A 26,852-nucleotide genomic window follows, 5' to 3' on the forward strand; every position below is an offset into this window, starting at 1 on the left:
GGTAAATGGTTACAATTATTTTTTTGAAATTCATCCTTTATCTACTCACAACCTGCCGCTCTCCTTCAGGAAAATAAAGTCTTTGCCGCGCCGGGTCAATCTCACACCTTGTGTGTTAACGCCAAGCAGCCTGTTGCCGGACCTTGTGAAGATGATATTCTCTACCAGCCGGTCATCAAAAATCTCCTCTATTCTTTCATTAAAATCCTCCTCACCCAACTCCAGCGCCTCTTTCTCCAGAGGTACACCCGCTTCAATCAGTTTAAGTACGATATAAATTCTTTCTTTCTCTTCCATAACTTCACCACTCTCATGAATAATGTATTTCACAAACAAAACTGTCCCCTTCTTATTCTACACTACTCCTCTATATTTACACTGGCTTGTCCTTCACAACGGGTAAAAGAAGCGCGATCCGGCATTTCTGCTCAGAGATCGCGCGACCATTTCCTGTACTTAGATGAAGCAAGCACTCAAGATAATAACCAGAAGGATGTAAAGCACCAGAATCGCACCTGTCGAAGTAAAAGGACTTACAACAGGACCAACATTAGCTCCACCCACATTACCGCCATAACCACAATCTGCACCCATGAGATTACCTCCTTCAATTTGATCACTACACAACAGAATATGTCCCCGACCCCCGTACAGATTGGGCTAAACGGTTTATTTTTAGGCCGCTGCTTGTGAATTTTTCAAAGGCAGGATGCTGTTCCTTAATCCGATACCAGAATTCCGTCAAAGCTCTCCGGTCCAACACGAATGGTACCCAGGAGATTGGAGGAGACAAATGCAGTATACGTAAGCTGGGGTGAAACCGGTGGTAAGAAATCAGCGGCAGAGAACGCAATTACCTGTGGTGCCAGGACACTTAAATTAAAAGTGGAGGTCGCTGAGTATACTACCGGGTCAGTGGGCAATGTCCCTCTGACAATCGTTATTGTGATGCCTACCAGAGCGAGTGGAAGCTGGACAGATACAGTTCCCTTGAGCAGCACCCGGGGATTCGTCGTAATTCCTTCAGTAATCAGGCCAATCTGACCGAATAGTTGAGGCGTATTGATCACCAGAATCGGAATGGCGATGGAATTGGCAGTACTGGCATTCTGTGAAGTTCTTGCATCCAAATAAGTTCCCATATGAACACCTCCTTTCCTTCCTTATCATATTTTGGAACGCTATCTATTGCTTGGTCTACTGGCCTGTGAGCAAGGCCTAAATGATAAGAGGATTTCAGTCCTTGGTTGAACCATCCCTCTTATTGAATGCAAGCTCGAAAAGTCCGGTTGCGGACAATCCGGCAAGTCCACCTGCCCAAAGGCGCAGAATCAGATTCATTTCGGTAAACGGGTAAGCTACAGCACCGACAAACAGACCAATCACAAGTCCAACGGCAGGAACCAGGTTTCGTGGCAGGTTCACTGTGGACTTGACCAATTGAACCAACGCGAGAACAAAAACAGCCAACACTGAAGCAAACGCAAGAACATTATTCAGCGCCTCGTTCACCATGTTCATCAACCCTCCTTCTTCGCTGTGAGGAGGCCTGCCCGGTATAATACGGTGAGCGTTCTATAGAAGTCATAACTGCCTTGGGAAGGTGTATCCAATAGTCCCGCAGCCGCTGCGGCGCTGACGGCCAATTGTGCCCATTCCGGAACATTCATGGTTGAACGTCCTTCTATGGCTGCAAGCCGTTCAATCACATCTTTAAGGGTCTGCCCCTGCTCCTGTACTCCTGTCTGTAGCATATCCCTGCTTGTTCCCAGTCCATTGACAAGCTGTTGAAGCTCCTGTAGCTGCACTTCCAGAGTGGCCAGCTTCTGTCTATCCTCTGCCGACATCTCATCATCCTCCATCTCATCATATTGAAACAGATTATTGGCATTCATAATTTGAATAAGCTTCGAAGCATAACCGGGATCCGTGGCATAACCTGCCGCAGCGATCTCTTTTGCAGCGTCGGCTCCCCCTACACCAATCACCTTGCTGTACAGATTTCGGTTCCACGAAACCCCATCCCGGATCAGAGCAGAATGATCCGCAACCGATTCTCCCCAGTTATTATAAGCACGAAAAGCCGCAGATACCTGCACAGCTTTCCCGTTCTGATATTCTGTTGTCTGTATCGTGATGCTGCCGGCTGGACCCCTGCCTTTGATCCCGAACAGATTGTTGGCCCTGACCGTCAACCCACTACTTCCCCAGCCGGATTCGAGCGCTGCCTGTGCGATCGTCAAGGAGGCTGCAATATGGCTTCGGCGCATATCAGCTATAGCAAAGGGGGCAATGGCAGCAATAAATTCCTTCTCGGTCATCTCATCACATCCTTTCTCTATATAAAATGCGCTTTAAGATAATCTGCTTGTGCTGCTCCCTATGGATGTTTTGTTTTTAATAGATTTGAATGCAAAAAAACGCCAGAGCATCAGCTCCCGCGTTTTTTTGCAGCACCCTGTAATATAGAGGTAAGAATAGGACTGGTAATATTAAACATATAATTCTTGTGAATTTCATATATTTACAGTAGTATAGTAATAATTAACTACTAAGGAGGGTCTATTATCCTATGCCTTCATATTATTTCAAAGAATTTTGGACACCTCTAAGCTGGGTTGGGGTTAAATTTTTTCGAGACGACGAAGGATTTCTATGGATTAAGTGGTGGTCCAAACCGCGTAAAAGATTACGCTGAACTTAACTTATCCTCCAGTTCCAGCTTAAGCATATGACTTTGAAGAATTAACCCTTCCTTCACACCCGATCCGATAGTTCTTTTGACCTATGAATAGAGGATCTATTGTTGCTTGGGTCATCATCAGCAGGCTGCCTCAAAAGTAATCCGGTTCTTTCCGCTGCGTTTGGAGATATATAAGGCCTCATCGGCCAGACGCAGCGTTTCTACGGTGTCCGCACCATCCGGGGACCATACTGCAGCTCCCACGCTACACCCTACATGGATATTTTCCCCTTGAATGATGATCGGCAGGTTTATCTTGCTGATAATCCGTGAAGCCACAATCTCAGCCTCTTGCATGGGTTTTGTTGCAGAAGTATGAAGGATCACTACAAATTCATCACCGCCCAACCGGGCTACAATTTCATTATCCCTCGTACAATCGAGCAGCCGGAATGCCACCTCCTGCAGCAACGCATCACCTGTAGCATGTCCCAAGGTATCATTCACTTTTTTAAAGCCATCCAGATCCAGATATAAAAAGCTTAGTGTACTCCGGTTTTGTTTGGCCTTACTGACGGCATGGGCCAGAAACTCATCCAGCGCGGTACGATTCGGCAGACCAGTAAGATTGTCATGAAGCGCCATATCTGACATATAGCTCAGCTTGTTCTCCGTCTTGGTCAAATGGTTCACTAAATTTCGCAACGATTCCGACAGGACAGCCACATCTTTGAACCGGGTTGAGGCAGGGATCTCCACCTTGGCTCCAGTGCTGAGCAAATCAGCTGTCTTTGTGATATTATTCAGCGGCCGTACGATCCACCCTGCCACGAACCAGCCCATAACAGCAAATAGAACTGCCGCAACCAATCCACTGTACGCGATATTGCGTTTTAGTTGATGTACTGAGGCGAACGCCACATCTGCAGGCTGCCGGATAATTACAGACCAGCCCAAACCGGGGTAGTTCTGATACCCGTCACCATAAGCATAACCGGTTAAATACGATTCATTATCCCTGCCGTAAGATTCTACAGTCCAGGAGTTTGCCCCAGTTCGTGCTTTTTGCAGTGTTTCATCCGTCATTTTCTTACCAACCAGCTCCTTGGGCCCCAGAAGGATGGTGTCATTTTTTTGACTAACTACAAAAACCTCTACATCCTTTAAACGCTCCTTGAGGGGAGTGACTATGGATTTCTCTACTTCTCTGGACCATTCCCAGCTTAAATGTGCTGCCAGCACACCTGTCACGAGTCCTTCCCCGGTATGAACAGGCACACTTATGTCTACAAACTGCAAGGCTTCACCACTTGGGTTCGGCAATAGCTTCGACAATAAAACGGCATCGTGCACATCCCCGATGTATGTTCCCTTTGAACCCTCCTGAAACACGGGACGCTGGCTTATATTCTGACTGAGCAGGATATTGTCCGTAGATGAGAGCACATTCCCTTTCGAATCCAGGAATCCAACCCAGGTGAACACGGGCAGACTACTTTTTAATTGGTTCAATAAGCCGTCAGCTTCCTTTTTGTCCACGGGCACCTGAAAAGCATTAAGCTTGCTGAGCACCTCTACCTCTCCAGTCCGCGACCACATGAAATGATCCAGTTTCTCGGACATCTGATAGGCCTCCGCAGCGAGGGAGCTTCCGATACTAAGCTCGACAGACCGGGTAGACTGATTCCCTATGACGTAGCTTAACAACATGGTTAATAGAATAATCATTACGGCAAAAGCGCTGGAAAGTAGTGTACGCAGGTTTAAAAACATTTTCATTCTCTCCTTGAGGTGCCTGGATTGCAGCTACAGTAAAAAAAGGCAACAATTCATTTTGTCGAAAACAGTCGATAATTATGTATCGGTCAAATTCATTCTGAAAATGATACAAGATTATTAAATACATATTTTGTATATGACTCTCATTCTTCATTTATCTGATTGCTTATAGCAAAATAATACTATGTTACCTGAACGGTAATGCTTACACGACGCGGCTGTAGTATAATCTGCTCATCAACCATCCCAAGGAGTGAACACTGATGTCAGAACAATTTGAAATGTATGATGATCCGTTCAAGATGCTTATCCTTCTGGCTACTTTAATTTCCGAGAAGTTGGGTACCGAGCTCAAGTATGAGCATGTCCCTTCATATGACAATGCTGTTTTTTCTATGGAGCATGAAAGATTCTTCTATAAAAAGGATAGCACTGAAATTACCTGGTTTGAATTCCTGGGCAGAGACATCGCTTCATCACGGGACCTGTCACGGTCTGAATACAACAAGATGTTCGTTGACTGCATGTCTTCCCTCTACAATCTGTAATCGACTAAACAGCCCTAACATAGCACCCCTTTTATTTCCAAATACCCTCCCTCTTTTAACTGAGGCTGAGGGTATTTCTGTTGGTATTCAGAAAATTTAAATCTTTTCTTTTAAAAATAGCACTTTAGTAGATTGCCCTGATCATTGCAGTTCGATATAATAGCAAAAAAAACAGCGGAGGTAGAAATGGACGACTCCAGCAGAAAAGAACCGTTCCGATACGTGATGAACCAGCCCATAGAATGCTGGCTGGAACTTCCCGCGAGCAATTCAGGTCCAGGTGCCGGAAAATTAACAGAAGGAGTGCTGCTTGACCTTAGCCGTTCAGGCTGCAAGGTGCGCACCCCGCTAAATCTCCGCTTTACTTCTGGTGATACCAAGCTGATCATTCACTTTCAGCTCGCGGAAGACAAGCTGCAATTCGAAGGAAGCGTGCGTTGGGGATGGATGTTTGGACTGGGCCAGTTCCAGTACGGAATCCGTCTCGATTTACAGGAAGACGAAGAAGAGCAGTTGCTGCGTGAATTGGAGATCTGGACCAATACCCGCAGAGCACAAGGATTATAGCAGGCTCATCATCTTAGATGCCCTCCTTAAGGAGGACGTCTTTTTAAGAAATGCGCGGTGTCGGTTCTCTGGAACTGAGGTAGCTGAAGTATACATACGCAAAAGCGAAAGCACAGCCCATGGCCATACTTTCGCTCCTTTGCATTCCATTTGAACATTCCCGGAACTATGAAATTTAATCTTCAATCCTTTTCTGGATCAATAGCTTCATTACATAAATAAGTATGGCTCCAACAGCAGCCTCAAAGATCAGAGCCCAGAAGTTAGTTCCGATATCGGATAGTTTCAGTCCGGTACGTATTGCAGAGGCCTCATAAACCTTAAACTGGAATGCGTTATTCAGTGCACTAATGTAGCTTCCCCAAAACTGATTCTCAATAAAGCTTATTCCGTTCTCGATCACTGCAAAAACAGCGATAGCAATCCAGATGGTCCCCTTTACCCGAAGGCTTTTAGCTATGGTGACGGCAAACATTAAGAGGATCAGTTCAAATCCGGCGGTCCATAGGAGATTGAATATGCACCATGATGCCACCCGCCAGAAATTCACCGGTAGAAAATCAGAGGAGTAAACCAGAATATATAGACCTAGATGGATCGCGGCAAGACCCGTCACCAGCAGCAGAAGAATCCAATTGAGCAAAAGCGGTGAGAGAACATTCTGTAAAGTACCTACCGGCACAAGCCTTCTGGCATATGACTTTAAGTAACGGATATAGTTGAAAAAGGCAAAGAGCAGCAGGGTACAACCAAAAACGCCATATGCCATCATATTATAGGAGAGCAGATCAACCCCCATAGAGCTGTTCGAAATCCATATTCCAGCCTGGACAAGCAGCATAATGACGAAGTAAGCGAGGATCCGTTCCTGTCTGCGTTTCAAGTCATATTTCATCAGCTTCAACATTCTGCATACACCTCTCTGAACAGCTCATCGATACTTTTCCCCCGCTGGAGCCTGAGATCCTCTACTTCGCTATGCAGGACAAGCTCACCCTCTTTGATAAAAATCACTTCATCAAATATTCGCTCAATGTCGGTCACAAGATGCGTGGATAGCAGGATCGTACTGTCTTCCTCGTAGAACTCCATTAGCGCATTAAGTATTTTTGTCCGCGCCACAGGGTCAACTCCGCCGATAGGCTCATCCAGAATATATAAGCTGGCTCTGCGCGAGAGCACCATGGTCAGCTGCAGGCGTTCACTCATTCCCTTGGACAAGGTACTGACCTTGTCACTTTCCCTTAATTTCATGAATTCCAGCATGTTCTTTGCTTTGCCTAGATCAAAGTCTGGATAGAAGTCCTGCTGAAACTTAAGTGCATCTCCCACCTTCATCCATGATTCTGTTAAGGGACAGTCTGGCATGAAAGACACCAGCGATTTACTCGCTTCCCCCACCGGAACACCCAACACAGAAATCTTCCCCGAAGTCGGCTGGGCAAGCCCGGCAATCAGCTTCATCAGTGTAGTTTTTCCACTACCATTGCTGCCGAGCAGGCCGACGATTTTACCGGCGCCGAGTTCCAAGGAAACTCCGTTCAGGGCATGCTTGGAACCGTATTTTTTGGTCACATTTTCAACTTGAAGTATCCTGTCCACTGAAACAATCCCCCTATGATTTAGTCCTAGAAGCAATATTTTCTGCTACAGCCGTCAGGATCTCCTCACTCTGAAAACCCAGCTCCTGCATGCCGCGGAAAAATCGTTCCAGCACATCCTGTGCCATCTCTTTTTTAATAGTAAGAATAGTCTGTTCATTACCGGTCACATATCTGCCCATCCCACGCCGGGTTTCCACGATTTCTTCACGCTCCAGTTCCTGAAAGGTTCTTTGCACCGTATTCGGATTAATCTGTAATTCAGCGGCCAATTCACGTACGGAGGGGATTTTGTCGCCCGGTTTCAGCTTTCCAGTAACGATCTCCCCTTTCATATAATTCATGATCTGGAGATAAATCGGCTGATTGTTGTCAAATTCTATGGTCATCAAGCAACGTCCCTTCGTCTGAACACCATAAATCCCGCCAGAAGAAACAGCACGAAGTATACGGACAGCACCAGAATGGAGAAATGCAGCGTCATTCCTGGAATCGGTGCTCCTCCTCCTTCATAAGCAGCCAGATTCATGTTGGGAAATAATACGTATTTGTAGAAATCGCGGAAAATGACCATATTACTAATTGTAATAGCAAACATCGTGCTTCCTATGGTTACGCCAGTAGAGGTAGTCAATATTCCAATCATAAAAGCCAGCGCAGTGTACATCACAAGATACACGCTGTTGTAGAGCACGGAAGTGAGAACGTCACCAATGCCCAGGCGATCTCCATCCATTCCAAACCACACACTGCCAGAAGCATACACTGCTATAGTAGTTACTACAGTCAGGCTGAGTGCGTACAGCAGGACGGTCATATATTTGGAGGCCAGGATGGCGGTACGGCTACGCGCACGGATCAGCAGGAATTTGATCGTTCCCTGGCTGTATTCCTTGGTGACAATACCCGCTGTCCCGATAATGACCAGAATACTCACCACTTGGCCAATAGCCGTCGGCATCATCATTTCCGCCGCAAACGCAGGCCCGGAAGCAAAAAGCTCTGCCGCAACGGAATGCACAATGTACCCTACCAAAAACGGCAATACGATTAAAAGAGCATAGGCTACAAAGAAAGTCCGTTTCTTCGATAATTTAAGCCATTCGTTCAGCACCAGATTGTTAAATTTACGCAATGCGGTTCCCTCCTGTCCATTTGAGGAATTCTTCTTCAAGACTCTGTTTGTTATCTGTAATACGGTAGACCCCTACTCTCGCCTCACTGAAAGCTGCTACTAGCCCCGGTACTTCATTGTCCTTCATACTGACCAGGACTTCAGAATTCGCCTCATCCGTCCGAATGAACTGAACTCCTGACTGTGCTCTGATAACCGTAAGCGCAGCTTCCAGTTTATCTACCCGGATGGCAAGGGGAATTTCGCCCCCAGCCTTCACTTCTTCTCCTAGCGGAGTTACTGCGATCAGTTGGCCATTCTGTATTACAACCGCACGGTGGCAGATTTGTTCGATCTCCGCAAGCATATGACTCGAAATCAGTATCGATATACCTTCCACCTCAGCGATGGTGCGCATATATTCTCGCATTTCACGAATTCCCGCAGGGTCCAGCCCGTTTGTAGGCTCATCAAGGATGAGCAGCTTTGGTGCTTGCAGCAGCGCTTGGGCGATCCCCAGCCGTTGGCGCATCCCCAGGGAATAGGCTTTTACCTTCTTGCCCATAGCTTCCTGCAGGCCGACCAGCTCTACCACTTCATCAATCCGTGCATCCGTGATGCCGTCACTCATCCGCTGATATTGCTTCAGGTTGTCATAACCCGTCAGATGGGGATAGAACTCAGGGTTTTCGATGATCGCGCCAATGTGGGCGATGGCCTTGTTGAAGTCATTGCGGATACTGTGTCCGTCAACCAGCACATCTCCTTCCGACATACGGATTAGACCCGTCATCATACGGATGGTGGTTGTTTTCCCGGCTCCGTTAGGTCCTAGCAGCCCGACAATTTCTCCCTTACGGATATCAAAGGACAGCTTATTCACTATGGCTTGCCCTTTGATAATCTTACTAACCTCATTCATCTGCAATACGATCGGCGCGTTCGCAAAACCTGATGATTCAACATGATAAGCAATCTGACTCATGGCACCCTCCTGGATTTGAAATCAAATGTTTCCGGTTGAACACTCTATTGTACCGGTGTGTTAGTTAAATAGTACACCGATTCTCTGGTTTTGTAAAGCCTAATTATTCCAGTCTTAATATCCGGAGTCTGGCTGTACTTCTGATGGAGGAAATTGATATCTTTCAGTAGGTTGCGTGTAATAACGTATTTGGCTTGCAGAAGCTGTACAGCCCCGCTATGATCAAAAGATCAGTCAAGTTCAGAAAGGAACCCGTTCTTATGATACTCTTCATTCACCGCAAAGATCTGCGGACGATCGATCTACCAGCCTTTGATGCCATCCATTCTGCTGGTGTAGCCAGCTTGCATGTACTGATCCTTGACCCTTTCCTGCTGCGTAAGGAGCGGTATCTTGAACACAGCGGCTATAACTTTCTCACGCAAGTTGCACGGTTGCACCAGGACTACATTCTGGCAGGTAAACAGCTGCATATTCTGTACGGAGAGCCTGACATAGTCGTTAAGAAGCTGGTACAGACCCATCCCATTGAGCAAATATTAGTTCATACAGATTACACACCGTATGCCGTAAAGAGGGACAAGCAGTTGAATGCTACAGCATCCTCACTTGGCATCCGTTTTCAAACGTATTCCGGCAGCATGCTCTGTGACCTGGATGAATTCATGGAGTGGAGCGGCCGGGCGGAGCCATACAAGGTCTTTACACCCTTTTACCGCCGCTGGCGCACCTTCCTTACAGAACGTTTCCGTCCTCCTTATTCCACGGGCATAAAGGATCTGCAAACGGCCAGCCTGGAGCAAAGTGTAGCAACCACCTTCAGGGTTCCTGATGAGGTTGAACGCCTGCTCAGGCAGCTATCCTCACGGACAAATGACCTGGACGCGTATCGTAAACTCGATCATTTCCTTAGTGAGAATCTACAGGATTACACGGTGAGACGCGATAAATATGCGGAGGATGGCACGAGCCGGATCAGCCGGTATTTGAATACAGGGGCGATTTCAGTACGGATGATCTATACAAGGTTGACGGAGGAAGAACGCGGAGCGGAAGAATGGCTGCGGCAGCTGGCCTGGCGGGATTTTTACCTACTTCAGGCCCGCCTGGATGCTGATTTTTTCAACTATGAGAATGTCTTTGATCTAACTAGTCTGGGTACCAGACATTTTGAAGCCTGGTCCCAGGGAAACACAGGTATTCCAGTCATTGATGCGGCTATGCACCAGTTGAACGAAACGGGCTGGATGCCGAACCGCCTGCGGATGATTACCGCGATGTTTCTCACCAAGAATCTGGGCTGTCCGTTTATTTACGGAGAACGGTACTTCCGGCTGAAGCTTAGCGATTACGATAATGTGCTGAACCGGGGCGGCTGGCTGTGGAGCTCATCTCTTGGATTTGACGCCTCCCCGTACTTCAGAATTATGAATCCGGTAACCCAATCACAGACTCATGATCCAAGCGGAAGCTATATCCGCACCTGGCTGCCGGAGCTAACAGAATTGTCGGACAAAGAAATCCATCTCCCCCGCCCTGGAGCGATTGTTGATCTAAAAAGTTCACGGGCACTGGCAATTGAAACCTATAAGCAGATTCTTCAAAGTAAAAAAAAAGCAGCTTCAAGCTCCCTCTTGTTCTTCCTTTAGAATCTCTAGAATAAGTGAAGTCCCCGCCGATAACTGAAAGATGTCTTCTGACAAAAGTTTCACCTGCTCCTGCAGCACATGCGCCTCATCGGTCCCTTCCAGATATCGGGTGACGAAATGAAGGAAAACATCTACTTTTCTAAGCAGCATCAGCACTGGAATAGCCTTAATTTCTGCTTCTGAGAGACGGATATGGCGGCTGAAGCCCCGGCAAAAATCCCGGACTGCTGCCTTTTCCTCCGCATGCCCCAGCAGCCCGGACAGAATAACCGCCAGCTCCATCGCCCGGACATCGAAGGTGCAGAATTCAAAATCGAGCAGCGCGGCTACTTGCCGGTGATCTGTTGTTTCTACCAGCAGATTGGAAGCATTCAGGTCCCCATGCACCAGCTGATGCGGCAGTTCTTGCAGCTCGGTCAGCGAAACCGCGATGTTGTCATAAGCTTCGTACAGCATGTTAAGCTCTGGAGCAAGATCTGCAAACGGTACTGGCGGCTTCAGACAGAGCTCAAGGATTACTTCTGAGGTGCATAGTGGATAAGCCGGCCTCAGCTCATAATAAGGCTTGTACACTGGAGCCAGCTCAGGATTGATGTCAGACAGCACAGTGGATAACCAACCCGCAGCCTGCCCGAAGGATTCGATATATCCATTCTCCTCTTCCGCCGGTGAATCTCCGTCGATATATTTGAACAAGCAGGCAAATTTGCCGTCCGCATCCTTCAGCTGAACTACTGTATCTCCAGCTGGGGTGCAGATCGGTACCGGTACTTTGAAAGGTAAATCAAGCCCTCCCAGTTTTTGCAGCACGGCATGCTCAAATTTTATTTTGTCTCGATCCCTGTGCGTATCATAAATGCGGAGTACGGCGTGGTGAGCACTATTTTCCACAAAATAGGTTGTATTATTCCAGCCGCCGCTCCGCTTCCTCAGCGTTCCATTCCAAGCCGGCCAAGCCTGGCTTATCATTTTCTCCATAGGCTTATGCCCCTCTCTTAATTGTTGTGTAACGAATCTCCCATGAGCAGATCTTATATGTAAGGTGGTGAACATGTGGCTGATGTAGAACACATCTTGAAAAATATTAATCAGTTCAAGGGCAATTGTAAAATCAGTGTCTGGCTATGTCAAATCGCCAAAAACACTTACTTCACTTAGACCCTATCAGTGAGGTCTTTGGCAGAACGGAAAGCTGGGCCAGGGTTACATTTCACCGCGCAAGAAAAAGCTGAAACAGAGCAGCAGACTGCCTTTTGAAGAAATGGAGGGTGACGGTATCTTTTATATCACTCCTATGCGGCCGGTCATCAAAATCAAAAAGTCTGCGGAGATCTTGCCTTGGCAACGGGGATGACACAATAGACCTTGAACAATTAAATGGCAACCGCACAGACCCTTCCACGCATATCAAAGCTGTATATTATGGGCCGAAGGATGACAAACCGATTCTGATCTGGAAACAAAGCATGGGCTGCCGCCGGCAACCGCTGCCGTCGAGGCCCAGTTTGTGGTCCGGAATCAGCTATTTTTGGAGCTTATCCTGCCAATCCCCGGTTTTTCCGCTATAATAAACTTCATATTGATTGAGCAAAGGATGGGATTCTAATGGACGCTACTGTTTCCAAACGCTGGCTGCTGGCAAGGCTCTATGAGCCGGAGCAGACGATTGTGGATTGCCGGTTTACGCTTGGTAAGCCAGATGCTGGACGGAAGAGCTATGAACAGGAGCATATTCCGGGCGCAATTTATCTCGATTTAGAGCTGGATCTGTCCTCCCCGTTAGGGGAGCATGGCGGGCGCCACCCTCTACCCGACCCGGAGGTGCTTGCCGCACGACTAGCCAAACTCGGGATAGGCAACGATTCACGTGTTGTTGCCTACGATGATGAGAACGGAATGAACGCTGCGCGGCTCTGGTGGCTGCTTCGTTATCTAGGGCATGAACAAGTATATATACTAGAAGGCGGATTCAGTGCCTGGAAAGCCGAGAAGTTCCCGGTCACGGATCATCAGCCGGTGCGCGTTCCAAGTACTTTTGTGCCAAAGGTCCAGGTCCAGATGCTGGCTGGCGTTGATGAGGTGCGCCGGATATCTGAACAGACCATTGATGCTGCATTGCACGCTTCGTCTACTGCTGCGGATTCTGCCCTTGCCCTCCCGATTCTAATCGACTCCCGTGCGAATGACCGCTATCAAGGCATGAATGAGACTCTGGACAAGACAGCCGGGCATATTCCGGGAGCGGTTAATTTCTTCTGGAAAGAGACGCAGAATGCAGATGGCAGCGTTAAGAATTCCGAACAGCTGACGGAGCATTTTGCCGGACTGGACAAACACCGCGAGATCATCGTCTATTGCGGCTCCGGTGTAACCGCCTGCCCGAATGTACTGGCGCTGGAGAAGGCAGGTTACAAGAACGTGAAACTTTATGCCGGCAGCTGGAGCGACTGGATCAGCTATGAGCAGAATCCCGTGGCTACGGGAGAGGAATGAACAATGGCATAAGCATGCAAAAGCCCGCGCCGGGTTCTCGCCCGACGCGGGCTTTTTGTGCTGATTACCGCTACACTGGCGGTGCACCTTGTTTTCAAAAAACACGAATTCCCTGTGCTTTTCCAGCTATTTGTGCATGTTACAATGGCCGAACAGACTCAAGGCGCGTATTTGCTGACATCTACGGCCACATGCTCGAGCTTGGTTTTGCTTAACGAATGATAAGGAGCAAAGATGGTAACGTACCGGTCCTTCAAAGGGAACGTCAGCATGTCGGTACCGTTTACTTTGTACCATTTACCCTTCACATTATTGGATTCAGGCAATGTGACTACGGTGCCTTTATAGCTGTGGGAATAATCGCGCGGGGACACGGAAACTCTCATGTATTTAAAGAAAAAGGTAACGCTGTCACCGGCAACGCATACTTTTGAGAAGGAATCGCCTGTGATCATCCGGGTAGGCACGTAGGCGGTTTCGAATCCGTCGAAAGAAGCAAAGGCTTGAATGATCTTTTTGTACTCAGCGGACGAATAAGGCACATCGCTCACCGTGAAGTTCAGCTTTTGGGAGGCTGCGGCGGAATTCGAAGCGACAGACGCTGCCTGTCTTTCCGTATTACCGGCTGCCGAGGACGGCTGAGCAGATATTCCAGTGAAAAGTATGCTTGTGGCGATTGAAGCTGCGATCCATTGGGGGTGACGCATGTTTGATTCCTCTCCTTCGTGTCTTGTTTTCTTTGTTCGAGCTTATCTTAACAGCCGATTGTATCCATCTTGAAGCCGAATTGTATCCAAGTTGTAAATAAACGCAAGCACAATTTTCACTGAGTGCCAAGACCGCTTCCCCCAGGATCCGTCCCCCATTTGTCAGTCCCAGCTAAAGGCCGGGTCGGTTACCTTCCGCTACAGCTTGGTCAGCACATGCGCGCTCACAAAGTAATCCCTGTCTTCATATTCGTCATGGACGAACTCCCACAGCAGCGAAAAACTTAATTCAACTTTATACAACCGCATAATTTGCGGATGAACGTGGACAAACGCCCCCGGCAGGCACAAGCCTTGTTTTGCCATCTCCGGCAGATGCCCGTATATCAGGTCCAAGTTTTCCCGGTGATTCCCTCCCGTCAGCTCCAAAGTCTTAAAAGCAGCCGGGCTGGTATAGCCGGTTGTTTTGATGTGCTGAAGCAGCAAAGTATCGGTTAAATGGACAATCCCCCCTTCCGGTGCCAGGAGGCCCCGCAAAGATTGAAAGATATTGATATGGATCCGTTCTAGCAGCCGATCCAGCTGAGCGCTGAATTCTGGCGTATGGGCAACCTTGTTTTTCTTCCGGTAAAAAAAGGCGGAGATGAGCTGCGTCGTGAAGCATAAATTCATGACCACGTCAAAAGGAGGGTGCAACGGCGAGAAATCCACATTTGGCTGCAATTCGTCAACCTTTGCTTTCAAGTCATCCGGCGATGACACTTCCTTTCCTACTCCAGTAAAATCAATAATTGCCCGTTCGTATTTTTCCGGGTGCGCCGACTTGGCCAGAAAGCGGTCCAGTGCTTTTTCATCAATATCGACGATTGTGATCCGCTCAAATATAGACTCGATGTACGAAATGGGCACATCGTTTCCGTTCCCGGCCCCAAGCAGTAAAATATGCCCGCGCCCGCAGCGGTTATGTTCCAGCGTTTGCTCCAGAACTTGCTGAATCTGATCCCGGTAGCCCGCCCAGTGCTCCCAGTCATGCTGGGTCGAGTCATTTCGGAGGGTGTTGGCTTTGCGGAATCTGATGTAAGGCACTTTGACTTTTCTAGTAAATGGATTCATATCGTGATTCACCTTTTCTATCCAGAATGGAGCTTTACGGAGATTATATCGTTTATTGGGCTTATTATCACCCATCAGGACATGGATCATATAGGCAGCCTGTTGATTTGTCCTAGCAGATCCCCCCGAATAGAATCCAGGACATGGCACTTATGAAGACAGGGTTCAACAACGTACGGTTATATGCGGGGAGCTGGAGCGACTGGATTAGCTACGGGTACAAACCCATAGCAACCGGAGACGAAGAAAAGCCGATAAACGTATAACAGTAAGCTAAGTCCAAATACAAAGCATGGTGAGATGACCTCCATTGCTCTGTATTTTTATGACTTCTAATCAACACGAAGTCAACACGCGGTTGCTGAAAGTACATACTGGCGGCATACCATACCGAACGCATACTCGTATCTCAAGTAATGTCTAATAGAAGGCCAGAATTTCTCGTTGGAGAGTTCTGGTCTATTTAAATATTAATTGATGGTATACCATTGGATGGTTCAAACTGACAACAAGTTTTCATTAGAAGTCAACGCATTAAACTTATGTGAAAGGATTCAACACGAAGTCAGCCATCATAGCAATCGTTTAGAATTAATCGAGGTGAACCGTACCACGAGTGCGAATGGGTTCAACAATCCGGCGTATTAGTGGCGTGGGCTTCCCCGTCACGAGATAGCGCTTGTTAATCGCTCTTGACCATGCCAACGACATGCAACCCGCGACGGATTACTTCTTGAATGAGCGGCGCATGCGTAAACCAACTATCCTTGAGTACGTAGGGTGCCGAAATGCCCGCTTGTATGGCTCGATCCAGCATGGCTGCGATCACCCGCGGAGCCGAACATAGCGCTTCCTGAGGACGTTTGTAGCCATGACTGTGCTTGTCGATGCCCTCCATCATGCCGTTTATGCTGGACTTTGCGGATCTGAGCAGGGCAAAGTCCATAGGAACAAAGGATTGTCCGTCCGACCTCCCCGTGGCCAAAATGCGGAAGCCTTTGTAGAAGGAACCCGTTGATGATCTTTAAAGTGTGCCAGCATCTCGACGGCTTTACTCCGGTTGCGTTCAAACATGGAATCGTCAAAAATGAACGCGGTATTCCGGTTCGCCGAGGTGAGGGGTTCCATGCGATAGATCGTCTCGCCGCTCAGCGATAACAGAAATCGACGCCAGGCATAGCCGCTGTGATTCAAGAAACGGTACACGGCATCCTTACCGGGAAACGCCTCACCTTTCTTGCTCTCCAACAGACGAAGCGGTGTTTTTCTATTTTCGCCAAGACTACGATTCCATTTACTTTTAGTCTAAACAGCACCTGCTCTTAAGCAGATTTTGTCTCTGGTCGAGTAGACGTGAAACTCGCGAATCACGCCCCTCTCAGATCTGTACGTGCCCAATTAAGGCATACGGCTCCTCAAATCATCCTTCGCAATACTGCATGGATTATCCGTATATATTCACGTAGATTTTCGGTTCCGGTAAAGGATTACGCTGCAGGAAAAGGTTATATTTATCTGCCGTGAAGCTCCTTCTCTGGCTTCTGCGATTCAACCATTTCAGTAACGTTTTAGATATCTGGAATTTGTACACGGCCATTGCTCTGCTGTTGTCCGTTATTCCAGAGTAGCGATAATGCCCAATTAGTTTGGCTCGTATCGTCTTCATTAGTTCTTTCACGTCTTGATGGCGATCCGTTCTCAGCCAATTCTTGAATGCTTTCACTTTCGATTTGAACTTCTTCCCACTCGTTTTTCTCTTCACTCTGAACTTGCCCTTGCTGCTTCTGCTGCAATAATGAGTAAAGCCTAGGAAATCAAACGTTTGGGGCTTTCCCTGTCCTTTTCGTTTCCGGTTCTCTTCGGCAAATCGTCCAAACTCCAGAATTTTCGTCTTCTCTTCTGCAATTTCCAGATCGAATTTGGCCAACCGTTTGATTAGTGCCTCATAGAATCGTTCTGCATCATCCTTGCACTGAAAGCAACACACGTAATCATCGGCGTATCTGATCATACTGGCCTCGCCACGACATGCTTTCTTCACTGCGACCTCAAACCATAAGTCTAAGGCGTTATGCAGATAGAGATTTGCCAATATCGGCGACACAATTGAACCTTGAGGGGTTCCGGCTTCCGTCGGCTCCCATCTCCCTTGTTCCATGATCCCGGCTTTCAAGAAACGTCTGATTAGCCTTTGGATATTTGGATCTGTAATTCTTACTCCAAGGAATTTCATGAGCCATTCGTGATTGACCTTCATAAAGAAACTACGAATGTCGGCATCCACGATGTAGCTGGTTCTTCAGTATTCGATATTTCGATTTAATGCTTTCAGTGCGTCATGACAGTTTCTCCCTGGGCGAAAATCATAGGATAGGTTCAGATAGTCTTGCTCGTAAATGGCTTGAAGGATCTTGTTCAGCCCCAATTGCACAATCTTGTCCTCGTAGGAAGGGATTCTGAGCGGTCTTGTGTTCTTCTCGTCCTTGGGTATATAGGCCCTTCTTACAGGTTGTGGTCGGTAGCTCTTCCTCTTTAGCCGTTCTACCAAGTCTTTGATGTTTGATTCCAGATTTTCCTCATATACTGCCTTCGTAACTTGGTCGACACCCGTAGCTTTGCTACCGCCTAGTTCAAGGTGGCATTGTGTCAGCAGTTCCTCATTCACGAGGTGATTCAGCGATGTGAATTGCTCTTTCGGATTTTGCTTTGCAATCTTTGCTATTCTTGCCAGTTTTGTTTGCACTTTCAACCTACCCCTGTGTGTAGAAAATGTGTCTGTAACAAAATCGATGATATGTCACTGCCTTTCCTTCGCGGACATTACTAGGTTTCATTTGTAGTACGCAGTGATCCGACCCCTGTTCGCCATTTGACATTCTTCTTTGTGATCGGTCGTTTGCCAAGTTGCTGTGAATTCATTGTAAAGCATGCCTGGCTCTACGACCCCTGGAGAGCTTATCCATGCTTGCCGTTAACGCATGGATAAATATTGTCTTCCGTACTTTCGAAAACGTCGACCTCTCCGGCTTACTCTTTTCGAGGCTCAATCACTTTCAGGCCTACTTTCTGGCTGTCTACGCGTAATGTCTGAAATTGCTTCCAACCGTCCAAGACTCGCTATTGGTGGCTTGTCTTTAGCCTTTCCAAACAGGATTTCCACCTGCTATACTCCACAACCTAGCTTGGTCGCACCGAAAGTTGAGCTATAAAATCTAGTGGTTCCTTCTTTAATTTATGTACTGTAAAGCGCTTTCATTTGCATTATTATTGAGTTGTTATTTCTCGAAAGGAGGACATATTTCAGTAAAAATGTAAACGCTTTTACTAGGTTGCCAAATTTATCGACAGGGTGGTGGTACAAGAAAACCCTTGTGCCGCAAGCCTCGGCGAATGCCGGGAGGCTATATAATATTTATTTTGGGAGGGGAAGTAACACGATGAACAAACGGATTAAGCAGATTTTGATGTTAGTGCTTGCGGTTGCATTGTTTTTGCCGCAGTTTGGGATCGCGCAAAAGGCAAGTGCCGCAAGTACGAACGGAAATTATGTCTTAAAAGTTCAAACCACAGGCGGGAAACAGTGGGATGGCGTGCAAATACCTACAGGAGCAAGCGGCTTAAATCTCATTGCCGGTACAACCTATACCTTCTCATATGATTTATACACCCCTGACCAAGATGTGGCAGGCATTATTCTACAAACTAGCGGTTACAACTGGATTAAAGACTCAGGAGCTTTAAGCGCGGCAAGCCCAGCTTGGAATTCCTACTCAGCGACGTATACTTATACAGACACAAGTGGCTCCAATATCCAGTATGTTAAAAAAGGTGATAGCGGAAATACGGATGCCAAGAATATAACTTACTACATCGACAACTTTGTTATTAAAGACGAGAGTGGCACTGTTGTTTACACAGCCAACTTTGACGACCAAACGGTTGGTCTCTTTACATCAAGTGGAGCGGCTACATTAACTACTGTAAATAATATTAGTGCTGCACCAACACCAACGATTAACCCGGATGTACTCACCTTACCAAGCATTAAGGATACGTACCCGGATTATTTGATGGGCAATATCATCGGCCCATATTACATGCAAGACTCAATCATGCCAGTCCTGAAAGCCCAGTTCGGCGTTGTGACGCCTGAGAACGCGATGAAGCCAGCTTCGCTGATCGGCACCAGTGCCTCTACGCATAACATCGCGGATCTGAGCTTTACCGAAGCGGACACAGAGCTTCAGAGCGCGATCGACAATGGCCTAAAAATACATGGGCATACGCTCGTCTGGGAAGGGCAATCGATTCCATGGCTGAACAACGATAAGATCTCCAGCTCCGACTCGACTCCATCCAACCCAGGTCTGACCGCGGATGGGGCGTATGTGAACATGAACGCGTACATTAACTCTGTACTAACGCATTTTGACGACAAGTTCAACGCGAGCACGCAGAACATCATCTCGTGGGACGTCGTTAACGAAGCGATGGGGGGCACCGTCCGTGACAGCTCTCTTAGTCCGACAGACTGGCACAGCTACCTGAAATCCACCCCGTGGCTGAAGGCGACGGACGCGAACTACGTCGAACAGGCGTTCAAGTACGCCCGTGCGGCGGAGCCGAATTACAACGTTCTGTTGTACTACAACGACTATAGCATGGATGACCAGAATAAGGCCGCAGCAGTTCGCGACATGGTGAAAGACATTAATGACCGTTGGGCCTTGGATCACCCTGGCAAGCAGCTCATACAGGGCGTCGGCTTGCAAGAGCATAACGGCCTCGGCACCAACCCTAACAATCAGAGAAAGACGATACAGATGTTCAAGAATATCGGCGTCAAAGTTTCAATCAGCGAGCTGGACATCTCCGCAGGAACGAACAAACAGCAGACAACCGAGCAGGTAAAAGCCCAAGCCGCACAGTACGCGCGGTTGATGCAGGTTTATACCGATCCCAACTTCAAGGACACGGTGCAGCGCATCTCCATCTGGGGGCTGACAGACACCAACAGCTGGTTGTCTGAAGGCAGCCCGTTGCTGTTCGACGGCAACCTGTACCCGAAAGACGCGTTTTACGCTGTGGTTGACCCGGCTAATTACCTTGCGAATTACCACGCTCCGACAAAGCCTGCTGGGGGCAAAACCTCAACAGCCGCGAAGGGAACGCCCAACATCGACGGCAAAATAGACGACATTTGGAATTCGACAACGCCTATCAATATCAATGTAACGCAAGCAGGTAACACGAAGGCGGATGCTCACATGCCGGCCGCTACCGCTCGCATGTTGTGGGACAACGCGAACCTGTACGTACTCGCGCAGGTGACCAAAGATCCGTCCGAACCGTTGGACAAGGGGAACGCAAACCCTTGGGAACAGGATTCAGTCGAAGTGGTTGTTGACCTGACGAACGGCTCCAGCGCCATGTACTCGAACGCTTCCGGACATTACCGCGTTCGGTATGACGGCTTTGCGTCGGTAGACGCAGGCATGACGGATAATCAGGGTATTGCAACGAAGATGACCTCTGCGACGGTCAACGAGGATACGTACTCCTACAACGTCGAGATGAAGATTCCGTTTATCCAAATTTCGCCCGCGATTGGCACTCAGATCGGCTTTGACACTCAGGTGAACGAAGCGATGAACGGTGCGCGCATTGGCGCGTACGCTTGGAACGACGCTAGCGGGACTTCTTATCAGGATCTATTCCAGATTGGCACATTGGAACTTGCGGCCGCACCGACTCCCACTACGACATCGGTAACCGGGGTTACGCTTGACCAATCGACCTTATCGCTGACAGCAGGGGGCACCGCTGCAACATTGACGGCAACAGTTCTACCGAACAACGCTTCGAACAAAGCTGTGACGTGGAGCTCCAGCGACTCGAGCGTTGCGACTGTGGACAACCATGGGGTTGTTACTCCTGTCAAAGCAGGAACTGCAACGATTACCGCAACGACTGTTGATAGCAGGTTTACAGCAACAAGCGTTGTAACAGTCAAAGCTGCGACGCCTACGCCTACACCTATGCCTACGACCACGACCACGACTACGACGCAGGGATCTAACATCACAGTTGATAAAAATCATATCACTGCAAAGGCTCATCCGGACAGCAACGGTACAGCTTCCGTAACCATCAGTTCGAGTGATTTCCATCAAGGAGTCAGTCAATCAACAGACAAATCCGTGACGATTCAAGTACAACCCGCTGCCGGCGTTAAAGAAGTTCAAGTCAACTTGCCGGCAGATCAAGTTCAAGCACTTTCGGATCAGATCCAATCGATCGTCATCGACACTGGTTTGGCAACTGTTACAATCGATCCGAAATTGCTGAAGCACAACGACGCGAGCGGTACCGGCAACGTTCAATTGTCCGTGGCCGTCGTAGACCCGGCGTCGCTGTCCGACGCAGCAAGGAGCCAAGTAGGCGGAAATACCGTCTACAATTTCAACTTAAGCATCAACGGCACGAAAATTTCGAAATTCACCGGAAATGACGTTAAAGTCAGCATGGGTTACACCCTGAAGCCGGGTGAAAATCCAAACAATGTCGTCGTCTATAACATCGATGATAACGGCAAGCTGGAAATCGTCAAAAATGGGAAGTACAAAACAGCGACGGGCAAAGTCGAATTTACTCCGAAGCACTTCAGCAAATACGTCACCAAGGCCAATGCTTCCGCATTCAAAGACGTGAACAATGTACCTTGGGCGGTGGAAAGCATCCAAGCTCTCGAAGCGCGAGGTATTGTTGCAGGAGTTGAAACTGGAGCTTTCGCGCCGAACAATCAGGTTACCAGAGCCGAGTTCATCCAAATGCTGATGAATGTGCTTGATCTGAACAGCGATAAGACAAACAGCACCTTTACAGATGTGAAGGAAGGCACCTGGAATTATCAAGCAATTGCTTCGGCTCAACAGCTCGGTATCGTCAACGGAAAAGCGGACGGATCTTACGGCATCAACGATGCAATCAGCAGGCAGGAAATGGCCGCTATGCTGTATCGTGCCGTAGCGAAGGCAAATATCAAGCTGCAAAATACCGTTAATGAAATCAAGTTTGCCGATGATTCAAGCATTTCGGTCTATGCAGCACAAGCAATTAAAGCATTGCAACAAGCCGGAATTGTGAGCGGCATGGTGGACGGGACATTTGCCCCTGCCAGCAACGCAACGCGCGCTCAAGCAGCAGTTATCATTTACGGATTGTTTAAATTAATGTAAGTTCAGACATCGCAACAAAGAAGCCTTCCTCCCCATTGCCGCGGGGGGAAGGCTTCATTTATTAAAGTCCCTCATCATCTCTACACATCTCTCCTACTATAAAGTGATGTTTTCGCCTGTTTACCCGCTTTTCCTTAGTTTTTCAACCTTGACAGTTTGCGAGGTACTAGTAGAGAACGTAGTCTGCACCACGATTTTCTGTAAGAGCGTAGGCGGGAATAGAGCTTAGCATCGTTTCATTCCAAAACTGTAGATAGTTGATTATGATCGCATAGTGAATCTCCACATTCGCCCTTGGGGTTTACCCTCCCATGTCACACTGGGTCTATGCCCTTACATTCATTCGTTCTATCTCTCAAGGGTGGATGACGGAGCCTTTGCCCCATCGGGACGTTTATTAAGTATGTAAGTGATAACTTTAACTCTTTACTGATTTTCATCCTCTCTTATTTAAAAGATACAGATTCCAAAATCTAATCCGTTTCAGCCTTTGACTCATCATTTGTGTATGTAACAATGAAATTGAATGCATACTCATCAATCATTGTGCTGTAAACCTCTTGTGTTGTTACAACAGCATTTCCATAATCAACAGACCCTTTCAACAGGTACATCTTTTTTCCACCGACTCCCCAAGTAGTGAGCTTTTTATTAGCTCCCGATCCGGTGCTGACCCAAAGGTCCAGCAACCAGTTCTCTAGTGGGTTTGCCAGAAATCCTTTCCCGGATAAGGCAATTAAGTCAATGCGTGAATTTTTGGAGAATGTAGAGGGTAAAGACGCCGGATTCTTTTTCCTGAATTTGGGGGGATCTGTAAACCGTAAATTACCTAAATCAACAGCCTTCTTCTGGCGTAAAGCGAAATTTTATTTAGAGTGGAATAGCTCATGGATCAAGAAATCCAAAGCCGCTAAAAATATCGCCGTAGTCCGCAATACATGCCGGAAGTTACAACCCTTCATTGTGGGATCCTATATAAACGTTCCTGACCAAGGGATTAAAAATGCCGGACCGGTTTACTATGGAACGAATTCCCTAGATTACGAAGAGTAAAAGCTAAATATGACCCTAGAAATGTGTTCTACAATCCCCAAAGTATTCCTCCATTTCGCAGAGCATAGGTGCATTTCAAAGCCAGCGTTTGAAGTAAATTTATTTAGGTTGTGACATTTCGTGAGTTAGCGATCTATGGTAGGCAAGTGTGGAAATGAAGAAATTAACTCAAGCGGAGACTATTCTGAAAATATGACGGATGAAAGCTTGCACCGCGATGACTGGGTATTATTGTATTTGAATTTGAATCTATATGCGGGGAGCTGGAGCGATTGGATTAGCTATGAGGAGAACCCGGAGGCTACTGGGGAATAGTTAACATGAAGTGCCCGCGTCCTGCGTGGGCTTTTTGTGCTAGAGAGCACCCTGCGAAATATCAAGTCAACGCGGATTCAACCACAAGCGGAGAAAGATGATCCCGCATTAAATCCTCTCTTCCGGTCACACCTCCAAGTCCAGCTATATGCTGCCCCTTCAACCGTATAATAACAGACCAGCACCTTCTCTGGATCGATGTCTGGCATGTGGATTTGATGCAAAATCTCCAGTGATTCAGTGAGTTCCTCACCCAACAGCTCCCCAAACCGTCCCATATCGAGTTCAAAAAAACCGCCTGCAGCATCATAGGCCATAATACCATTATCCTATTCAACAATTCACTCTCTGCTATTTGATTCTATGAAGCTCCCAAAATGCAAAATAGTATTTACATTGTGCTATACATAAGCTACAATCCAACCAACCAATAATTGGAAATGGCCATTACGATCGCCATTACTTTCAACCACATGGTTTTCGACACATGGGCATTTGCTGGCAAGCAACAGATCAGCGCAAATGTTGTTCAAAACTAAGCGTATGTCTAACGAGGGGAGATCACATTAATATGAATATAGCCGTCAAGTTCATGCAAAAATTCAAAAACCTCGATAACCAGAATAAGCTGAAGGTCTATCGGGACAAAACGGAGCTCATTAGGAAACGGAATATGGAAGCCTGGGATGACGGGCGACTCCAAGAGGAATCCCTCCGGCTGCAAAAAGAAGCGCGGTCAGGTACACCTTTGGACGAGCTGCTTGTCGATGCTTATGCGTTAGTCTGCGAGGCAGCGAAGAGAAAGCTCGGATTACAGCCTTACGAAGTCCAGATTATGGCTGCCATTGCTCTACATGAGAGATTTCTGATCGAGCAGCATACCGGTGAAGGAAAAACACTCTCTGCTGTTATGCCTGCATATCTAAATGCACTGACCGGCAAAGGCGTTCATGTGCTGACTTTTAACGATTATTTGGCTAAGCGGGATGCGGAGTGGATGGGCCCGGTCTATCGTTTCCTCGGGTTAACGGTAAACTCGGTTCAAGCGGGCATGAGCCTGTACGAGAAACGGGAAGCATACACCAAGGATATAACCTATGTTACGGCTAAAGAAGCGGGATTCGATTACTTGCGTGACACAATTGCACTAAGCGAAGCCGATACCGTGCATCGTCCTTTCCATTACGTCATCGTCGACGAAGCGGATTCGCTGCTTCTCGACGAAGCGCGGGTGCCGCTAGTCATCAGCGGCGATTCGGCCTCTTCCAGGAGCGACGGCTTTCGTTTTGCAGAAGTAGCTCGGCAGCTCAAGCAAGCAGAGCTTTATGACTTCGACGAGTTCCAGCGGAACGTTTACTTAAATGAAGCAGGTGCCGAGAAAGCGGAATCGTTGCTGGGATGCGGCAATTTGTACGATAGCCATAACAGTCACTTGCTGACGTCATTAAATTGCGCGCTGCATGCGGAAACGTTATTAATGAAAGACGTCGATTACATCGTCCGTGACGGAAAAATCGAGCTGATCGAAGAATATACCGGCCGCGTGGCGGAGAACCGGTATTTGCCGGACGGGCTGCAAGCCGCGCTTACGGCCAAAGAGGGGCTGTCCTCCACAGCCAGTGGAAAAATTCTCGGGACGATCACCATTCAACACTTCATCAGCCTGTATCCGCAGATTTGCGGAATGACGGCTACTGCGCATGCTTCCAGAATGGAGTTCAAAGATATTTATACGCTGGAGGTCGTGCAAATCCCGCCGAACCGGCCAAATATCCGGATCGACCATCCGCACCGGATTTATACCCATAAAGAAGCCAAGATTAAGTCGCTTGTACACGAAATCTCGTCCGTCCATAAGTCGGGACGTCCCATTCTCATTGGTACGTCAAGTGTTGAGGAGTCTGACATGCTGGCGAAGGCGCTAGCGGTTGCCGGTGTACCTTGCCATGTTTTGAATGCAAAAAACGACGCAGAAGAAGCCGGGATCATCGCCAAAGCGGGAGAAACTGGCGCCGTGACGGTGTCAACGAATATGGCGGGACGCGGCGTCGACATCCGGCTCGGCGGCGGTGACCCCGCGCAAGCAGAGGTAGTCGCTAAACTGGGTGGGTTATATGTGATTGGCACACATGTAAACGAAAGCATGCGAATCGACGACCAACTTCGCGGGCGTTCTGGCCGCCAAGGCGACCCGGGAGATTCCGTTTTTTATGTAAGCTTGGAGGACGAGTTGCTGCATCGCTTCGGCATCCATAAAGCGGCTCGAGCTCCAAAGCAGGATGAGGCTCTTGAAGAGACATTACTAAGCAGCAAGATCACAAGTATTCAGCGTATTGTTATGGGCCAAAACTTCGATATCCACAAGGAACTGAACTGTTATTCAGATATGGTAGAGGATCAGAGGCGAATTCTACACGCAGAGCGGCTCCGCATTTTGAAGGGCGAAGAGTTGATGAGCCCTGCGGAGCAGCGGGTACGGCTTTTTTATATCGACGAGTTCTGGGCTGACCATCTTGCGTACATTTCTTACCTTCGCGAAAGCATCCACTTGGAGAGCCTTGCCAGCCGTAATCCTATCGACGAATTTCATGCGCAAATCACCGAAGCCTACGAGCAAATTCCTTCCAAAGTAAATAGTGCATCGGAAAATATGCTTGAAAGGCTCGGAGGTTCGAATGACCCGGCGGAGTGGGAAAGGTTCGGTCTGAAGAGCCATACTTCCACTCGGACGTATATTATCAACGATCAATACAGCCAGAATATGCGCAGCTCATGGACCGGAACGACTGTATTTGCTTATTGGATTCGCATGATTATGAAGCCGGTATTCAAGCTGTCAAAATATTGAAGACTGAACTATTCTCAGAACTGAAAATGTTTTCCGAAGCGAAACGTTGACTCCGTGTTGACTTCGGGGCACAAAAATACATCGCTGATGCTTATTATCCGCTTGGCGATGTATTCAATCATTACGAACATTCCCTTCATAGCTAACCCAGTCACTCCA

24 protein-coding genes and 3 pseudogenes are annotated in these 26,852 nt (G+C 47.8%); 9 read left to right on the plus strand and 18 right to left on the minus strand.

Annotation, left to right across the window (positions count from 1 at the left end; translation table 11 throughout):
* Positions 1-45: 45 nt before the first annotated feature.
* From A3844_RS01160 to A3844_RS01180, 6 genes are all read right to left on the minus strand, one after another.
* Positions 46-330 (minus strand): hypothetical protein, encoded by a 285-nt coding sequence (locus A3844_RS01160; RefSeq protein WP_143191972.1) that lies wholly within the window; start codon positions 328-330, stop codon positions 46-48.
* A gap of 126 nt (positions 331-456) precedes the next feature.
* Positions 457-594 (minus strand): hypothetical protein, encoded by a 138-nt coding sequence (locus A3844_RS32595; RefSeq protein ID WP_167374602.1) that lies wholly within the window; start codon positions 592-594, stop codon positions 457-459.
* A 125-nt stretch (positions 595-719) separates the two neighbouring features.
* A complete protein-coding gene (locus A3844_RS01165) occupies positions 720-1,142 on the minus strand; it encodes a hypothetical protein (protein ID WP_074083575.1) in 423 nt (140 codons plus the stop codon).
* A gap of 94 nt (positions 1,143-1,236) precedes the next feature.
* Positions 1,237-1,515: a holin gene (locus tag A3844_RS01170; RefSeq protein ID WP_074083675.1), complete on the minus strand. Its 279-nt coding sequence runs from the start codon at positions 1,513-1,515 to the stop codon at positions 1,237-1,239.
* A gap of 5 nt (positions 1,516-1,520) precedes the next feature.
* Complete coding sequence (locus A3844_RS01175) at positions 1,521-2,321, minus strand: glycoside hydrolase family 73 protein (RefSeq protein WP_074083576.1); 801 nt, start codon at positions 2,319-2,321, stop codon at positions 1,521-1,523.
* A 500-nt stretch (positions 2,322-2,821) separates the two neighbouring features.
* Positions 2,822-4,456, minus strand: a complete 1,635-nt coding sequence (locus A3844_RS01180) for a diguanylate cyclase domain-containing protein (RefSeq protein WP_074083577.1) — start codon at positions 4,454-4,456, stop codon at positions 2,822-2,824.
* A 269-nt stretch (positions 4,457-4,725) separates the two neighbouring features.
* Here A3844_RS01180 and A3844_RS01185 point away from each other — a divergent pair, with 269 nt between their 5' ends.
* Together A3844_RS01185 and A3844_RS01190 are read left to right on the plus strand one after the other, a co-directional pair.
* Entirely contained in the window at positions 4,726-5,010 is a 285-nt protein-coding gene (locus tag A3844_RS01185) for a hypothetical protein (RefSeq protein WP_074083578.1), read from the plus strand.
* Positions 5,011-5,196: 186 nt separating this feature from the next.
* Positions 5,197-5,577: a PilZ domain-containing protein gene (locus A3844_RS01190; protein WP_074083579.1), complete on the plus strand. Its 381-nt coding sequence runs from the start codon at positions 5,197-5,199 to the stop codon at positions 5,575-5,577.
* 175 nt (positions 5,578-5,752) lie between these two features.
* Here the strand turns inward: A3844_RS01190 and A3844_RS01195 are convergent, their stop codons facing one another.
* The 5 genes from A3844_RS01195 to A3844_RS01215 are packed head-to-tail and all read right to left on the minus strand — an operon-like array spanning position 5,753 to position 9,277.
* Positions 5,753-6,484: a hypothetical protein gene (locus tag A3844_RS01195; protein ID WP_074106335.1), complete on the minus strand. Its 732-nt coding sequence runs from the start codon at positions 6,482-6,484 to the stop codon at positions 5,753-5,755.
* A complete protein-coding gene (locus A3844_RS01200) occupies positions 6,478-7,179 on the minus strand; it encodes an ABC transporter ATP-binding protein (protein WP_074083581.1) in 702 nt (233 codons plus the stop codon). The genes A3844_RS01195 and A3844_RS01200 overlap by 7 nt, the downstream gene beginning before the upstream one ends.
* A gap of 13 nt (positions 7,180-7,192) precedes the next feature.
* Positions 7,193-7,567 (minus strand): GntR family transcriptional regulator, encoded by a 375-nt coding sequence (locus tag A3844_RS01205; protein WP_074106336.1) that lies wholly within the window; start codon positions 7,565-7,567, stop codon positions 7,193-7,195.
* Positions 7,567-8,313, minus strand: a complete 747-nt coding sequence (locus tag A3844_RS01210; RefSeq protein WP_074106337.1) for an ABC transporter permease — start codon at positions 8,311-8,313, stop codon at positions 7,567-7,569. The genes A3844_RS01205 and A3844_RS01210 overlap by 1 nt, the downstream gene beginning before the upstream one ends.
* On the minus strand, positions 8,306-9,277 hold the full coding sequence (locus A3844_RS01215; RefSeq protein WP_074106338.1) for an ABC transporter ATP-binding protein: 972 nt from the start codon (positions 9,275-9,277) through the stop codon (positions 8,306-8,308). Before A3844_RS01215 ends, A3844_RS01210 begins: the two co-directional genes overlap by 8 nt.
* A 260-nt stretch (positions 9,278-9,537) precedes the next feature.
* Between A3844_RS01215 and A3844_RS01220 the strand changes: the two genes are divergently transcribed.
* Entirely contained in the window at positions 9,538-10,926 is a 1,389-nt protein-coding gene (locus A3844_RS01220; protein ID WP_074106339.1) for a cryptochrome/photolyase family protein, read from the plus strand.
* On the opposite strand, the gene A3844_RS01225 is transcribed toward A3844_RS01220, so the two are convergent.
* The gene (locus A3844_RS01225) at positions 10,900-11,904 is read right to left on the minus strand and encodes a phosphotransferase (protein WP_074106340.1); all 1,005 of its coding nucleotides are present in this window, start codon (positions 11,902-11,904) and stop codon (positions 10,900-10,902) included. The two genes, A3844_RS01220 and A3844_RS01225, sit on opposite strands and share 27 nt — an antisense overlap.
* Positions 11,905-12,531: 627 nt before the next feature.
* On the opposite strand from A3844_RS01225, the gene A3844_RS01230 reads away from it, so the two are divergent.
* A complete protein-coding gene (locus A3844_RS01230) occupies positions 12,532-13,419 on the plus strand; it encodes a sulfurtransferase (RefSeq protein ID WP_074106341.1) in 888 nt (295 codons plus the stop codon).
* Between the two features lie 158 nt (positions 13,420-13,577).
* Here the strand turns inward: A3844_RS01230 and A3844_RS01235 are convergent, their stop codons facing one another.
* Complete coding sequence (locus A3844_RS01235) at positions 13,578-14,126, minus strand: hypothetical protein (protein WP_074106342.1); 549 nt, start codon at positions 14,124-14,126, stop codon at positions 13,578-13,580.
* Positions 14,127-14,324: 198 nt separating this feature from the next.
* Positions 14,325-15,239 carry a hypothetical protein gene (locus A3844_RS01240; protein ID WP_074106343.1) on the minus strand — a complete coding sequence of 305 codons (915 nt, stop codon included), beginning with the start codon at positions 15,237-15,239 and terminating at the stop codon, positions 14,325-14,327.
* A 143-nt stretch (positions 15,240-15,382) separates the two neighbouring features.
* Here A3844_RS01240 and A3844_RS33280 point away from each other — a divergent pair.
* Positions 15,383-15,505: pseudogene (locus A3844_RS33280) on the plus strand (sulfurtransferase); the annotation flags it as partial.
* Between the two features lie 391 nt (positions 15,506-15,896).
* On the opposite strand, the pseudogene A3844_RS33935 reads toward A3844_RS33280, so the two are convergent.
* The 3 genes and pseudogenes from A3844_RS33935 to A3844_RS33845 all read right to left on the minus strand — a co-directional run.
* Positions 15,897-16,499: pseudogene (locus A3844_RS33935) on the minus strand (transposase); the annotation flags it as partial.
* Between the two features lie 184 nt (positions 16,500-16,683).
* A complete protein-coding gene (locus A3844_RS33840) occupies positions 16,684-17,523 on the minus strand; it encodes a reverse transcriptase domain-containing protein (RefSeq protein ID WP_305953376.1) in 840 nt (279 codons plus the stop codon).
* A 15-nt stretch (positions 17,524-17,538) separates the two neighbouring features.
* The gene (locus A3844_RS33845) at positions 17,539-17,982 is read right to left on the minus strand and encodes a reverse transcriptase family protein (protein WP_305953377.1); all 444 of its coding nucleotides are present in this window, start codon (positions 17,980-17,982) and stop codon (positions 17,539-17,541) included.
* A 694-nt stretch (positions 17,983-18,676) separates the two neighbouring features.
* Between A3844_RS33845 and A3844_RS01255 the strand changes: the two genes are divergently transcribed.
* The 3 genes and pseudogenes from A3844_RS01255 to A3844_RS33855 form a co-directional block, all read left to right on the plus strand.
* On the plus strand, positions 18,677-22,477 hold the full coding sequence (locus tag A3844_RS01255) for an endo-1,4-beta-xylanase (protein WP_074100896.1): 3,801 nt from the start codon (positions 18,677-18,679) through the stop codon (positions 22,475-22,477).
* A 744-nt stretch (positions 22,478-23,221) separates the two neighbouring features.
* On the plus strand, positions 23,222-23,530 hold the full coding sequence (locus A3844_RS33850) for a hypothetical protein (RefSeq protein WP_341864873.1): 309 nt from the start codon (positions 23,222-23,224) through the stop codon (positions 23,528-23,530).
* A gap of 8 nt (positions 23,531-23,538) precedes the next feature.
* Positions 23,539-23,598 (plus strand): annotated as a pseudogene (locus A3844_RS33855) (BBE domain-containing protein); the annotation flags it as partial.
* A gap of 324 nt (positions 23,599-23,922) precedes the next feature.
* On the opposite strand, the gene A3844_RS01270 reads toward A3844_RS33855, so the two are convergent.
* Positions 23,923-24,162: a hypothetical protein gene (locus A3844_RS01270; RefSeq protein WP_074106345.1), complete on the minus strand. Its 240-nt coding sequence runs from the start codon at positions 24,160-24,162 to the stop codon at positions 23,923-23,925.
* 254 nt (positions 24,163-24,416) lie between these two features.
* On the opposite strand from A3844_RS01270, the gene A3844_RS01275 reads away from it, so the two are divergent.
* Positions 24,417-26,693 (plus strand): preprotein translocase subunit SecA, encoded by a 2,277-nt coding sequence (locus A3844_RS01275; RefSeq protein ID WP_074106346.1) that lies wholly within the window; start codon positions 24,417-24,419, stop codon positions 26,691-26,693.
* The last annotated feature ends 159 nt before the right edge of the window (positions 26,694-26,852 follow it).

Source organism: Paenibacillus helianthi, assembly GCF_001909055.1.
Taxonomy (GTDB): domain Bacteria; phylum Bacillota; class Bacilli; order Paenibacillales; family Paenibacillaceae; genus Paenibacillus_AQ; species Paenibacillus_AQ helianthi.

Coding starts and splice junctions, on each gene's coding strand:
- A3844_RS01240 (WP_074106343.1), bottom strand. CDS start 15,239: ATGAATCCATTTACTAGAAAAGTCAAAGTGCCTTACATCAGATTCCGC.
- A3844_RS32595 (WP_167374602.1), bottom strand. CDS start 594: ATGGGTGCAGATTGTGGTTATGGCGGTAATGTGGGTGGAGCTAATGTT.
- A3844_RS01185 (WP_074083578.1), top strand. CDS start 4,726: ATGTCAGAACAATTTGAAATGTATGATGATCCGTTCAAGATGCTTATC.
- A3844_RS01170 (WP_074083675.1), bottom strand. CDS start 1,515: ATGGTGAACGAGGCGCTGAATAATGTTCTTGCGTTTGCTTCAGTGTTG.
- A3844_RS01175 (WP_074083576.1), bottom strand. CDS start 2,321: ATGACCGAGAAGGAATTTATTGCTGCCATTGCCCCCTTTGCTATAGCT.
- A3844_RS01190 (WP_074083579.1), top strand. CDS start 5,197: ATGGACGACTCCAGCAGAAAAGAACCGTTCCGATACGTGATGAACCAG.
- A3844_RS01220 (WP_074106339.1), top strand. CDS start 9,538: ATGATACTCTTCATTCACCGCAAAGATCTGCGGACGATCGATCTACCA.
- A3844_RS01270 (WP_074106345.1), bottom strand. CDS start 24,162: ATGGCCTATGATGCTGCAGGCGGTTTTTTTGAACTCGATATGGGACGG.
- A3844_RS01225 (WP_074106340.1), bottom strand. CDS start 11,904: ATGGAGAAAATGATAAGCCAGGCTTGGCCGGCTTGGAATGGAACGCTG.
- A3844_RS01275 (WP_074106346.1), top strand. CDS start 24,417: ATGAATATAGCCGTCAAGTTCATGCAAAAATTCAAAAACCTCGATAAC.
- A3844_RS01180 (WP_074083577.1), bottom strand. CDS start 4,456: ATGTTTTTAAACCTGCGTACACTACTTTCCAGCGCTTTTGCCGTAATG.
- A3844_RS01230 (WP_074106341.1), top strand. CDS start 12,532: ATGGACGCTACTGTTTCCAAACGCTGGCTGCTGGCAAGGCTCTATGAG.
- A3844_RS01235 (WP_074106342.1), bottom strand. CDS start 14,126: ATGCGTCACCCCCAATGGATCGCAGCTTCAATCGCCACAAGCATACTT.
- A3844_RS01205 (WP_074106336.1), bottom strand. CDS start 7,567: ATGACCATAGAATTTGACAACAATCAGCCGATTTATCTCCAGATCATG.
- A3844_RS01165 (WP_074083575.1), bottom strand. CDS start 1,142: ATGGGAACTTATTTGGATGCAAGAACTTCACAGAATGCCAGTACTGCC.
- A3844_RS01215 (WP_074106338.1), bottom strand. CDS start 9,277: ATGAGTCAGATTGCTTATCATGTTGAATCATCAGGTTTTGCGAACGCG.
- A3844_RS01195 (WP_074106335.1), bottom strand. CDS start 6,484: ATGTTGAAGCTGATGAAATATGACTTGAAACGCAGACAGGAACGGATC.
- A3844_RS01255 (WP_074100896.1), top strand. CDS start 18,677: ATGAACAAACGGATTAAGCAGATTTTGATGTTAGTGCTTGCGGTTGCA.
- A3844_RS33850 (WP_341864873.1), top strand. CDS start 23,222: ATGCGTGAATTTTTGGAGAATGTAGAGGGTAAAGACGCCGGATTCTTT.